Annotated in this window: 10 protein-coding genes; 4 read left to right on the top strand and 6 right to left on the bottom strand. The window is 63.2% G+C overall.

The annotated features are described in order from the left end of the window. Nucleotides 1-746: 746 nt before the first annotated feature. The 6 genes from K2R93_16600 to K2R93_16575 form a co-directional block, all read right to left on the bottom strand. The gene (locus K2R93_16600; protein ID MBY0491458.1) at nt 747-1,142 is read right to left on the bottom strand and encodes a hypothetical protein; all 396 of its coding nucleotides are present in this window, start codon (nt 1,140-1,142) and stop codon (nt 747-749) included. After that, nucleotides 1,139-1,345, bottom strand: a complete 207-nt coding sequence (locus K2R93_16595; protein ID MBY0491457.1) for a hypothetical protein — start codon at nt 1,343-1,345, stop codon at nt 1,139-1,141. The genes K2R93_16600 and K2R93_16595 overlap by 4 nt, the downstream gene beginning before the upstream one ends. Before the next feature lie 219 nt (nt 1,346-1,564). After that, nucleotides 1,565-3,535: an Ig-like domain-containing protein gene (locus tag K2R93_16590; GenBank protein ID MBY0491456.1), complete on the bottom strand. Its 1,971-nt coding sequence runs from the start codon at nt 3,533-3,535 to the stop codon at nt 1,565-1,567. A gap of 24 nt (nt 3,536-3,559) precedes the next feature. Further along, nucleotides 3,560-4,066, bottom strand: coding sequence for a hypothetical protein (locus K2R93_16585; protein MBY0491455.1), 507 nt, complete (start codon nt 4,064-4,066; stop codon nt 3,560-3,562). Between the two features lie 1,814 nt (nt 4,067-5,880). Further along, a complete protein-coding gene (locus tag K2R93_16580) occupies nt 5,881-6,795 on the bottom strand; it encodes a helix-turn-helix domain-containing protein (GenBank protein MBY0491454.1) in 915 nt (304 codons plus the stop codon). After that, entirely contained in the window at nt 6,792-8,090 is a 1,299-nt protein-coding gene (locus K2R93_16575) for a tetratricopeptide repeat protein (GenBank protein MBY0491453.1), read from the bottom strand. Before K2R93_16575 ends, K2R93_16580 begins: the two co-directional genes overlap by 4 nt. A 248-nt stretch (nt 8,091-8,338) precedes the next feature. Between K2R93_16575 and K2R93_16570 the strand changes: the two genes are divergently transcribed. The 4 genes from K2R93_16570 to K2R93_16555 all read left to right on the top strand — a co-directional run bounded on the left by K2R93_16570 (nt 8,339) and on the right by K2R93_16555 (nt 12,183). Continuing rightward, nucleotides 8,339-8,581 (top strand): hypothetical protein, encoded by a 243-nt coding sequence (locus K2R93_16570; GenBank protein MBY0491452.1) that lies wholly within the window; start codon nt 8,339-8,341, stop codon nt 8,579-8,581. A gap of 541 nt (nt 8,582-9,122) precedes the next feature. Next, nucleotides 9,123-10,643, top strand: a complete 1,521-nt coding sequence (locus tag K2R93_16565; protein MBY0491451.1) for a S8 family serine peptidase — start codon at nt 9,123-9,125, stop codon at nt 10,641-10,643. A gap of 254 nt (nt 10,644-10,897) precedes the next feature. Beyond that, on the top strand, nt 10,898-11,179 hold the full coding sequence (locus tag K2R93_16560) for a hypothetical protein (protein MBY0491450.1): 282 nt from the start codon (nt 10,898-10,900) through the stop codon (nt 11,177-11,179). A gap of 614 nt (nt 11,180-11,793) precedes the next feature. Further along, a complete protein-coding gene (locus K2R93_16555) occupies nt 11,794-12,183 on the top strand; it encodes a multicopper oxidase domain-containing protein (protein ID MBY0491449.1) in 390 nt (129 codons plus the stop codon). Nucleotides 12,184-12,241: the final 58 nt, after the last annotated feature.

Here is a 12,241-nt window from a genome sequence, read left to right as displayed (position 1 = left end):
CGCCCCCTTCTCGTCGACGTAGATCTGGAAGTACCGAGCGGCCATCGCAAAGGCCGTTCTGGATTGAGGCGGCTGACTCCGTCGAGTGGGCGCACCGATAACAACAGCACCCTCTGCGGCAAGCATCAGCGCAGCAAGCTGCAACAACGGAATTGTGAACTGTGAGTCGGTAGCGAGCGCGGACACCAGCGCGGCTCGCGCAGCGACCGTGTCGGTCCAAAGTGAGCGCACTGATACCTGCTGGTTACACTTTAGCGATCCCTCGAGCGGCCAGACCTTGGATGCACCGATCTCTTCGAGCACTCGCGAGAGATACAGCCCTGCTGGAGGATTTGATGACCAGTTCAGCTAGTCCGCAGTGTCGGCGTTCGCGGTGGATCTGCGAAAATCCAACAGTTGCGGAAGCTCGCGCAACAGACTGTCAGTGCGTATGGTATCGCGCGACGCTCTGGACTGCGGAGAGCCAAGCAGTACCGATTCGAAAGTCAATGCAATCAGCATCATCGCTCCGATCCTAAATTTGGAGGCACAGGATGGTGAAGCACGCCGAAATTTCTCACCGCAAGCGTCCAAAGGCGACGGCCTGACGCCAGTGTTGAGCAACAGCTGCGGAAGACAGAACTCCGTCAACGTCAGCGCGCTAGCGCCGCCGTTACAGTGCGGACCAAAGAGCGGCCGTCCGGCATCGACGCGAGGTTAGGCGTCCGCGAGGCGAGCACTCGGTTAGCGGTCAAGACGCATCGTCATTACAGCCATCTGCCAGCGATGAGTCGAATGAGCCAGACAGAGCCAATCGAAACAGCCACCAGTTTGGACCAAAAGCAAACCACGCTCGGATAGTTGATCGCGGGTGGTGCGGTTACCTCGATGTCAACGGTCAAGTCCTCGCTCTGCCGTTCTTTCAACCGATGAAACGAGCCCCAAATAAGCGCTGCAAGAACATACTGTGCGAAGTCCAGCGCTAGACCGATCACTAGACACAACAGCGGTCCAAGAAAGTCCGCATCGAGCTTCGCAGCCGCACCATCACCGATCCTGAATATCCACACCACCGCGATGCCAGCAAGGGCCAACGCGCGAGCCTGATCGCTAGCCTTCCCAGAGTGGTCGTAGTACGCCTCTCGAGCCTCGCTGAGCTTCATAAGACGTGTGACCTCGGACCGGTGCTATTCGTGCCCTTATTGCCGCTTACGGGCCCTTCCTTCTTTGCGATAACAATAGAAGCCGTTTTTGTACTCTGCTTGGAGGCCTTCTTCGCGGCCTTCTTCGCGGCCTTCTTCGCGGCCTTCTTCGCGGCCTTCCTCGCCGTCTTCTTGCCCACCTTCTTCGCCGCCTTCTTTGCCATTGAGCGATCCTCCAATTCAGATGTGGAAAGAGACTATCCCGGTGGGCGCCTGACACCAAGTTCTGCCGCAGGGATTCATAACATCGTGCTAGCGGAGCGCAGCGAACGAATCAGGCTCATCATTCAGCCCCGCCGGCAGCAGCGATCAGGTGCATAGGAGGTCGCGGGTCGTGTACTGCAGGATTGAGCACCGATTGATGGTGACGGACTTCGAACGCGTTACGCTCGCGAGGACAGATCGACCGTCTGCAGGAAGTCGTCGAAGCAGCCGAATGACCAGATTGCGTGGAACGGGAAAAAGCTGATCGGAACCGTTGGTTCCGTTTCCCTACGCCAGGGCGCTTCGACTGACGCCAAGCGCACACCGAGAATGGCCTCACTCCACGTATTGGATCCATAGCACGCGCAACCGCCGAGCGTCCTACAGGTCGATGACAGCGCGATACAGGAATCACCGCACGGCTTCCCCGTGGTGCAGCGTTTGCAACACGTCGTGGTGCCCGTCGATGTCGTTGGCGTACCCGTCGCGGTAAAGACGACCGGGCTGCCCGTAACGGTCGAGAGCCCGACCGATGCGCGAAGTTTGTTGCTGCCAGCGGTAGCGCCGAGAATCCACGAGGCCGCGCTCGCTTCGCCGTTGGCGTCCGTCACGTCGGTACTGCCGATCACGAGCCCGGTGTTCTCGATGACGTCGAACGTGACCGTCACGCCTGGTACCGCCCTTCCAGCGCCGTCCTTGACCACGACCGTGGGGGATACCGGCACGCTGGTTCTGACGGGGGCAGTTTGGCCATTGCCGGTGACCAGTCCGATTGAGGCGCTCTGGGGTTCGACACGAATGGTGGACGCGCTCGTCCGCGCATCACTCGTCGCTTCGACGACAGTCGTACCGTAGGCGAGAGCGGTGACAAGTCCGGTCGCGTTTACGCTCGCGACGCTTGGGGAAGACGCGCGCCAGGTGACCGGCCGTGTAAGCGTGATTCCGGTAATGGCATCGTGTACGCTCGCCAGGAGTTGAAGACTTTGTCCCGGCGCGAGACTCGCGGTGGCCGGCGATACTTGGACGGTCACCTCCGGGATAAGCACCGTCAGGTTCGCGGTGACGCTTCGGCCCTCAACGCTCGCGCGCACCGCGGTTGAGCCACTCACCAGCGCGGTTACTACACCCGACGTGGAGATCGTTGCGATCACCGGGTTATCAACGGTCCACGCGATGGGGCGGTCCGTGAGCACAATCCCACCCGCATCGCGGAGCGTTGCCGTGAACGACGCATTCGTCCCAACGGGCATGCGCAAACTCGTGGGGGTAATGGTCATGGACGCCACCGGCGGCAACTGAACCGTGACGGGAATAGACGCCGAGACACCTTCGCTCGTCGCCGTGATGCTCGCGGCCCCCGGCGAGACGCCCGTGACGACACCACCTGTGGAGATTGAGGCCACGCTCGGCACGCAACTGCTCCAGGTGACGAGGCGTCCGGTGAGCGCTCGTCCGAGTGAATCCCGAGGGATCGCAGTGAGCGTCACCGTCTGTCCCGTGATCAGTGTGAGTGCGGGCGTCGGAATGGTGAGCGCCGCGACGGGAATGGGAATCACCCGTACTACGACGCTGGCGGTTCGTCCCTCCGCGCCCGCCGTAACTCGCGTCGTGCCCGGGGCCACGGCGCTCACGGTGCCTCCGGCCGAAACCGTCGCCGTCGCCGCGTTTTCGGTTGACCAGACGAACGTGCGACCGGACAGCACCTTCCCGCTATCGTCCAAGGCCACCGCCGTCGGCGTAAAGCTCGTGCCAACCATCAGCTGCTGCTCGGAGGGAGTGACGGTGAGCTGGGCAATCGGTTTGGGCGTCACCCGAATGGTGGCACTCGCCGTCTGTCCCTCGCAGCTCACCGATACGGTCCCGATGCCCGGTTGCACAGCCGTCACGAGCCCGCCGGCCGAAACAGCGACGACTCCACCGGCCGACGACCAGACAACCGAACGACCGCTAAGTGTTTGCCCGTTGGCCCCAGCGACACGCACCGCGAGTTGCGCGATGGCACCCACGACCATGGCGTCTGGCGCGGACTCGATGCTCAGCGCCGACACAGGCGGCAGTGTCTCCTGTCGCGTGGTCGCCTCCCCGCCACAGGCCGTGCTGAACGCGAGAATGATGAGGGTCGTCCAACGAACAATACGGCATTGATTCATCGTGACTTTCTCCACGGACTACCGTCAGTTCCACTCCAGCGGGTTCGTGCCGTCGTCGAGTCCGAACCATAACGCCGAATCAGACGCGCTCTGGCCTGTATTAGTCGTACCGCCCGGATCGAGAATGCGATAGATCCCCTGAGCAACAACAGTACACGGTTCCGTCTCCGGGCCGATTATCGAAGGCATGACAATCGCGTCGTCGCGCTGACGCCCGTACCGGCTCAACGACCCAGCCGAATTCTCACCCTGCGGTGACGAATAGCCGACGCCGACCACCGATTGGGTGCGGCCGAGCGGCAACTCCTGCGGCACGTCGCCGAACGCGGCGAAAACCCGCTCAAGCTCCCAAATCAGGGTGAGCGCCGTCGGCCGTGGCACGCAGCTGACTAGGAGGAAGCGCGCGCAGCCGAGTACCGTCAGCACAGCATAGAGCTTGCCCCACGGCATGCGGAGTTCCACAAAGTCGAACTGGGCCTGCCGCCCCGGCGGCGTTACAAACCGAACCACGGGCACGGGCTGCGGCCGCACCTGCCGTGGCTACTCCGCGAGTAGCCGCCCGTGTACACCACTGCTCGAACTGCGCGAGCAAGCGCACCCCCGACGGTGCGGGAACGCGGCCAGCCGCTCCTGAATTAACCGCGTGAAGGGGTCGAGCTTCGGCGAGCCTTACACGCGGGAATGCGGCGCGCCCACGACCAGGCTCGGTCCAACTGCCCGATCTCGATCAGGTGAGCGGCGAGGTGGCGACTGATCCTCAACTCACGAGCATTGGCGGCTTTCGGCTGCCCGCACCGCTGGAAGTGCTTGAGCATCACCATGGTGTCCGGACTGGACACCCGCCGCCTCCCCTCCGGACCGAAGGCTACGATCTCACAGGCGAGCGGTTACCGTCAGACGATCAGGAGGCGTCCTGAGTGTGCAATTCCGGTAGGCACTTGTGTGCGATCTGCAAGCAGCACTGAGACTGCTCACTTTGACTGCATTGGGGTGCCGAATACGAAAGGCGCACGCCGATTCCACGGTTGACACCGACGGCACCCACCACGCAGCGTCAGTCATGGACGGTACGCACCCTGATGCACCTCGAATGACGCTGCCGGTCGGCGCAAAGCGTGCGCCGCTGGTGTCGCGGTATCTCTACGGGCCGCTTGAACCGATGGACTTCGGGCGACTGATGGCAATTCAGCTCGATTGCACTTTCGCACGCTCGATACACGTATCATCCAGCGCGCGACGTCGCGCCTACTGGCTCCGACGTCGCCGCAGCGTTGCCCTCGCCATTCTCGCGTCGGCACCCGACGCTCAGCGGTCCGCCCTCCGGTCTGTTCGACGAGAGTCAGAGTTCGGTGTGCTGAGGCAATGGGCGGCCCTCATGCTCGCGGAACGCGATCTGGAGTAAAGGGCGAGGAGACGCATGGACGATGAGTGCTCATGGCGCCATCGGTTCTGAGTGGCCTGGGTTCGTCCCGTTCAGCGGCGCGTCTAGTCATTCGTACGCAACGGTGAGTCATGGGAAAACGCCTAACCGAGCGGCCGTCCTCGGCGCTCGCTCCGAGCGGTACTCATCGCTGGGGAGAGAGCCTGACTAGCGGCGGTCGCAAAGATGGGTCGGTCCGCACGGAATTCGCGCGGCCGCATCCCCCCGGGACCATGAGGCGTGAGCAACGCACCGTGATCGTCCGCTGCTCTTACACTCGCCTCAACATTCGCGAACTACCGCAGAGACGATCTGGTCATCGCTCGCACTAGCGCTGGCGGACGGTCGGAGTCGCTGAAGAGGCTCCGCCGCATCCAGACTTTCATGCGCTGCAAGCGTAGGCCCCATCGGGCGCATCGCGCATTCACCGTTGGACGCGCCCACCCAACGATACGCAGCCCAGGTGGCGTTACGCATTCTGCGCGCTGTTACCCACTGACCTTACTCGACCCGCTAAGTCGGTGGGCGGCGCTCGACTGCTCCGATCCGGTCTTCCATTCCTACTTGGAGCAATTTGCGTGGTCGAGCACGGGTTCGGACGTGCCCTCTCGCGTGCGGGACGGCGCGGCGAGCGTCAGCGAGCCGGGCGAGTCGCTCTCCGTCACGAACACTCCGGCACGGTCGCGGGGCCCTGAGGCGCTGCAACCGGGACGGCGAATGGTGATTCATCAACGCGGCGGTCGCGGCAGGCGTTTGCGAATCCGCCCAGATCCAGGGCGCGTCCATTGCTGCGTGTCGTGTGGCGCACCGTGGACCGCCAGGGTTCGACAGCACGAGGATCCCAGCCGTTGATGCCGGGTCACAAGGGCACCAACGCCGAGTGCGAGGCTCACGTCGTTCCTACTGTACGCGATGCTGCCCGGCGTTAGTCGCCTGTCCGTTTGGCCGTCCACTTCGTTGGGGTGCGCACAAACTCTTCAAATTGACGTGCGCAGGTCGTCAGCGGCCCACGACGACGCAACTCTGACGCCGTCAGGCCGCTGTAGCGCTTCACGTGATTCGCAAGGAGCACCGCGGAATTAAAATGCATGATATCGGCGATGCTTTGAATGGACCGCCCACGCTCTTCGAGATAGTACGCCGCGATCAAGCATCGTGCCCATCCAATAAGCCACTGCGGCGTCGGCAATCGATGCCGATCACAGTATTTGCGAAGCGTACGCTCGTGCATTTGCGCGGCAAGCGCGAGTCGCGGCACCGCCAGCGGCTCGTGCCCCAGGCGCAGGGCGGTCAGCATCAAGGTCGAGAGTTCATCGCCCACGGTGATGCCGGCCTGTCGCCACACCCGCAGCGCCAGACTCCACGATTCGCTCGCGGCGAGCGCCGAGTACACATGCTCAGCAGAATGCAACCGATCACTCTGCAGGACGTGCCGGACATCGGCGGCGGCGAGCGCGGCTAACGCCCGCAGATCTGAGCAGCCGGACACATAGAACGCGATGAACGGTGTCTGCTGAAATAGGGTCCGCAAGCGGCGGTAGTCATCCAATGCTGGATCGTTGGCTCGTGCGGGAATCGTGATGAGCACGGCTATTGAATTCGTTCGACTGATCAACGCCGCACAGTCCGCCACCGATTTGGCATAGTGCACCTTCGTCAGCGTCCCGAGGCTGGCCTGCAGATTGGCGTGCCACTCCACGGGAGCACTCACGACGGCCAGCGCCTCGGGCACCTGCTGCCCTCGTCGACGAGAGATCGCTGCCGACGGCGCGCGTGCGGGTGAATCGCCCGGCGGCGGATAGCTCCGCGCGCTCACGGAGGATTCGGAGAGCGCCTTCATACGAGCGCGCCCCGCTCCCCCTGAGCCTCCGCGTCCAGGACGAAGCACCGTGCCAGATCCGCCTGCACCTGCGAAGTCAAGGCGCGGCGCTTTTGCCCAATCGCCGTTGGCGCCGACTGGTCGATGCCGGAGTTCGCCAGGAGCGCGTCGATCTGAAAGACGCGCTCATGAAAGCCAAGCTGCACCGCATCGGCGCGCAGGCTCGAGGCAAGCCCAATCGCCGCCGACGTCTCCCCAATGGTAAAAAGGAGGCGCGCTCGTGCCAACTGGAGCTCGACCGTGTCGTGCCGCGCGAGCTCACCGGCGATCAGCGCGGGCAAGGACTCGTGATTGCACAGCCTGCCCACGAGCGACGCCATCCGACGTGGCACGTCGCCACGGCTTTCGGACGGCTGCACAAACCAGGTACTGCGCGCGATGAGCGAGGAGCATTCGCCGCATGGGTCGCCACCCTGATACTGAGAGGCCATGGCATCCATCAAGCCGACGACCGCTGGCGCCACCATGCGGGGGGTACGATTCAGCGAGAGGACCGCGCGCCACGCACGAATCGCGGCGCAGGTGTCACCTAATTGCAAGGCCACCTCACCGAGCGCGACGAGGATCTCCGCTTGGTGGACCGGATGGTTGTCGGAGAGATCGTGCGCGCTCCACAAGTGATGGAGCGCGCGGTCATGCCGTTGCCGTTTGCGGTCGAACAGCGCGAGCATCACATGCGCTTGCGCCTGATGTCCGGATGGCACCCGAGTGTCCAACGCCTTGAGCGCAAAGGTCCTCGCCGCCGGATAGTTACCACGCTCGACGGCGAGGACCGCGCGGCCGATCCAAGCCCACGGATAGACATCGGACCAAAACGCGGGGCGTGCGTGCAGCTCCGGCCCTGCCAGGGCTTCGCCGTAGCATGCTTCGGCGTTATCGAGCCGACCGGCCATTCTGGAGACGCGTCCGCGCCGCGCCCAGAGAAACGACCGCAAAGTTGCCGCTTCGAGGTCATCAGAGGGCGAAGATCGCTCGCCTCGAGCAGTCGGGTGGGACGAAATGACGTCGGCCATCGCGCTGAGCAGATCCCAGGCCTCGTCAAAAAGTCCAGCGGCCTCGATCAGTGCCGCCAACTCGATCCAGATTCCGCTGTTTTGATACCGCCCAACCTCGAACCACTGCGGTGGTAGCTCACGCAGGGCAGCGCCGAGCAGTCGTCTCAAGTCGGACGGAAATGGTGGAAGCTCGCGACTTCCGCGAAGGGCGGATTGCGCGAGCATACTCGCGCCCTGCAATAACGTGCGATCAATAGGCATCGAGGTAACCGCGAGGAAAGGGACCATTGACGACGCGCGGCGGGCGGATGCACAGCGCACGCCCCGAATAACTTCTGCGAGTGATTCGACGCTGCCTACCGGTACACCCGAGGCGACTGCGCCAACCTTTTCATATTCGGCCCCACCGGTGGCAGGGGCCGCATACGTAAGATCGGTTCCGTTGGCAAAGTGTGCAACGTGACAGTTCGCTGCAACCGTTTGGCCACCCCTCAGCCACGGAGCAGCCTATGCATTCGACCAGGTCCGCCCTTCCAACGCGACTCGCCAAGCTTTTTATCGTCGGCATCGCGACCGTCAATCTCGCTGGCTGCAGTGACGCGGCCGGCATCGTCGTCGGCCCTGACATTCCTGCGCCGAAGCGCACGTTAATGTGCGTTCGCGAATCCGAGACCGGCGGTGCACCAGAGGTGCAATCTCCCAACGCGCAGGGCGGCTGCCCCGATGGATTCGATCTCAAAGTCTGGTATTGACATCGCGTGCGTCGTGCGGGATTGCCTCGACGGCGCGACTTGAGCACGGCGCGCGTTATCACCTTGGCCGCCAGGACGAGCACCGGTTGCGCGAGGCGGCGAGACGCACGGCGGAGCCGACGGAGTCAGTGTTGGGCGCGTTTCGACACGCTCGACATCTGACTCGTCGAGCAGCGGCAGCGTGCGGGTGAACCTCCGAATGAACCGTAAGGCCCATCATGGAGTCCTCGCGCTGCCGTGCGCGGCGCTCGACGGAGCTTGGCAGCGAATGCGCACCGGGCGAGGAGGGGCCGATAATGTAACGTGAGCGTGTGGATGCCGCGTCAGATTGCTTGACACGCGAGTAAGTGAATCAGTGTTTGAGTTGAGTCTCGCGGTGATCCACGTTGCGCGATGGTCGATGTGGCCTCGTTACCATGCGCACGTCCTCGCCGAGGCCGTCGCACAGGGCGATAGGCCGGCGTGGCGAGTGGGCGCCTCCGCGGTGTTCGCGGCTGTCGGATGCGCCGCGCGCCGAGTCTTCTTCATTTCCGGAGTTTTTATGAAGGCGCCCTTCTCTGCGCGTACACACGTTGCGGGGCCGAACGTGTCCGCCGAGCCACGACAGTATGTCGTGAGCATTCCTACCGGCTTCGTTGCGGCAGCTGGCCGTTTTCGCGCCGACCTCGCCTCGCTGAACGACCCATCGAGTAACGTGACCATTCTCGGATCGCTACACGAGCAGGCGGACAAGCTGGTGCAGCTCGACGAAGAAGGGGTTCGCCGGTTCCGCGTGCAGTTTCCGAGTCTCACCCTTGAACCCAATCTCCACTACCGGGTCTTGCGACACCCCACGCTTGCCGAGTTTGATGAGGTATACGTGGCGAAATCGCAGTCGAGCACCGTGGTCACCGTCAGGGTGCAGGATGCGTCTTCCGGAGCGCCTGTCGTGTACGCCACCGTCTATCTGGCCCTCGGCGGCCGCCGCCCCCGAGGATTTCGCGGGAAGACGAATGATCAGGGAGAGGTGCAGTTCCTGGTACCGACGGGCGGACCTCAAGTCTCAAGTGTGTCCGTCGTGCCGCTACACGGCTACTGGAGTCAGCGTGTCGCCGTAGGTCACTCGACGTCTTCAACGATTCTCATCGCGCTGCGCCCGCTGCCGGCGGAGAACGTCGAGCGTTACGACTGGGGACACCGCCACGCGGGTATGTTTGACGAGGTGGCGCAAGGCGGTCGTACGGTTCGCGTCGGCGTCATCGATACCGGGATTGTGCGTGATCACCCAGACCTGCCTGGAGTCACGGGACGCAACTGCGTGTTTGGCGAGCCAGAGTCAGACTGGTTCCGCGACGAGGACGGCCATGGAACGCACTGCGCCGGGGTCATCGCGGCGAACATCACCGGACGCGGCGTCAAAGGCTACGCACCGAGAGTTGAATTGCGTGCGTATCGCATCTTTAAGTCCGGCGAGTCGTTCTCCACGACCTACGCACTCTCGACCGCGTTGCAGCAGGCAGTGGACGACAAGTGCGACATCATCAGCATGAGCATCGGGTCGCCGATGGCCCAGTCAACCATCAGGAACAAGATCGAATACGCCTACGACAACGGGGTGATGTGTATCGCGGCGACCGGCAATGAGGCGGATCGCGTGAGCTACCCGGCAGCATTTCCGAATGTCTTCGGGGTAAGTGCCTTCGGCCAGAAGGACACCTTTCCGCCGGATTCCTTGCACGCCGACGCCGTCTCTGACCTGGAGGACGCCGCGGGTCAGCAGTTCTGGGCCCGCTTCTCGAACTTCGGCGATCAGCTCGTCGACTTCTGCGCGCCGGGTGTGGCGATCTGTTCGACTGTGCCGGGCGGTGGCTATGCCGCATGGGATGGAACGAGCATGGCCTGTCCCCAAGTGACCGGCATGGCGGCCCTCGCGCTGGCCCACCGCCCCGCGCTGCTTCACGCGGATCGCACGTCCCAGCGAGTGGACCAGCTGGAGGTCATCCTCCGGACGGCCGCTCAGCCGCTCGGATTCGGCGCCGACCGTGAGGGCAGCGGAGTGCTTCACGTCACCCGATTATTGTAGAGGGGATTCGGACTCGGCGTGCAATTTTTGTAACATGTTGCAAATTAACGGGTTAGGTGTACATTGGAGAGGTGGAGTTGGACGTCTGCCCTCGCCGAAACGCCGAACGGCGGTGATCGTCGAGTGTAGACGAGGAGGCGGCACGTCTGCTCACGCGCGGGATTGCCCACCCTTGGGGGTGGCATGAGTCGTGCGCACAGTTGGCGCTGGCGGCCGTTCGCGGCGATATTTGGCGATCCACTTGACATGGTGAGATGAAAAACCAGATCATCGAATACGTGGTCAGCCGGCCCGTCATGCGTGAGAAGGTCCAAGGCTTTGGCAGATCAGGCCAGCCCGCGGCTGAGGGGGTGCGCTCTATCGCGAACATCGTGCAAGACGTCGCCGGCGTGCAGGTATTGAACGAGGTCGACTCCTCGACCGCGCTCGTGAGGATGTCCGAGACGGCGATGCATCGGATGCAAAAGGCACATCCGGAGCTGATTGTGGAGCCGAACATTCAGTACTATCGTCGCTCCATTCATCGCGCGGGGTAAGCGCTCGCATCTCGAATTGAGGGCGTAACTCGGCGGTTTTCAGCGCGTCAGCACGCGACGCAGGGGCCCCTCGCGTCGTGCATTTCGACTGCAGCGCGGGCCACCGTATCTGCGAGTGGCGGCGCCGCAAAGCGCGCCTGCCTGGCGCCCAGCAGTGCTCGGTCGCTATCACTGAGCGCCGGCAGCTGATCAACGCTGTACAGGTCCCCGAGTACGCCACAATCGGATCCGCAGGCACTGCGGCCGCGTGCCGTCGGCCCACCCCAACGCCAGCGTGGTAGCCACCGCCAACGTCTCCGGCTCCGCATCAAGTCGGTCGGGCTGGACCAGGTCTGCGGGCGAGACCACCCTCGGCTGGCACTCCGAGGCAGCCTGGATCAGCGTTCGAGGGTCGGATCAGCAACCGCAACGCAACGCATTCGCACAGCACGCGGATCTGCGTGTGGTCGGCCTGGGCTTTCTCTAATCGGCCCCCGAAGCCCCTGCGATCACAGTTTCATCTGTTGCATTGCTCGGGGGAGCGTAACATAGCGCATCCTATTCGGGAGATTGCAATGCGCTTTGCTCCGCGGACGTGTGCGGCCTTGGCCTTCGCCTGTCTGGCTGGCACCCCCATGAAGCCGCTCGTCGCACAGGCCGACACGCTTACCGATCCGCCGACGATTCGGAGCGTGAATGGCATTCTTCGCGCCGCCTTGACGATCACACCCACGCCGCTGCGCATTGCCGGGGCGGCATTTGTGACCAACCTCTACAACGGTCTCTACGCGCCACCGACACTTCGCGCGAACCGCGGCGACTCTATTGAGCTGGTGCTGACGAACAACACCAACGCCAATCAGGTGACCAACGTGCACTACCACGGTATGGTCGTCACGCCATTGGCGCCCGGCGACGATGTCTTTGTACACATCCCAGTCTCCTCAGCATACGCGTATCAATTTCAGGTCCCCGTCGATCACGCCGAGGGCATGTTTTGGTATCACCTGTCAATGATCGCCTGATTCTCCCCACCCAGTGATCGTGTCAAAGTCCCCACCCGGTGAAGATCACAGCTCCGCG

This window comes from Gemmatimonadaceae bacterium, from assembly GCA_019752115.1.
Taxonomy (GTDB): domain Bacteria; phylum Gemmatimonadota; class Gemmatimonadetes; order Gemmatimonadales; family Gemmatimonadaceae; genus Gemmatimonas.
This window is presented reverse-complemented; position numbering and strand designations above follow the sequence as displayed.

Excerpts from the sequence above, each read along its gene's own strand:
- K2R93_16600 (MBY0491458.1), bottom strand. The coding sequence starts at position 1,142 with ATGAAGCTCAGCGAGGCTCGAGAGGCGTACTACGACCACTCTGGGAAG.
- K2R93_16590 (MBY0491456.1), bottom strand. The coding sequence starts at position 3,535 with ATGAATCAATGCCGTATTGTTCGTTGGACGACCCTCATCATTCTCGCG.
- K2R93_16570 (MBY0491452.1), top strand. The coding sequence starts at position 8,339 with ATGCATTCGACCAGGTCCGCCCTTCCAACGCGACTCGCCAAGCTTTTT.
- K2R93_16575 (MBY0491453.1), bottom strand. The coding sequence starts at position 8,090 with ATGCCTATTGATCGCACGTTATTGCAGGGCGCGAGTATGCTCGCGCAA.
- K2R93_16555 (MBY0491449.1), top strand. The coding sequence starts at position 11,794 with ATGAAGCCGCTCGTCGCACAGGCCGACACGCTTACCGATCCGCCGACG.
- K2R93_16595 (MBY0491457.1), bottom strand. The coding sequence starts at position 1,345 with ATGGCAAAGAAGGCGGCGAAGAAGGTGGGCAAGAAGACGGCGAGGAAG.
- K2R93_16580 (MBY0491454.1), bottom strand. The coding sequence starts at position 6,795 with ATGAAGGCGCTCTCCGAATCCTCCGTGAGCGCGCGGAGCTATCCGCCG.
- K2R93_16565 (MBY0491451.1), top strand. The coding sequence starts at position 9,123 with ATGAAGGCGCCCTTCTCTGCGCGTACACACGTTGCGGGGCCGAACGTG.
- K2R93_16560 (MBY0491450.1), top strand. The coding sequence starts at position 10,898 with ATGAAAAACCAGATCATCGAATACGTGGTCAGCCGGCCCGTCATGCGT.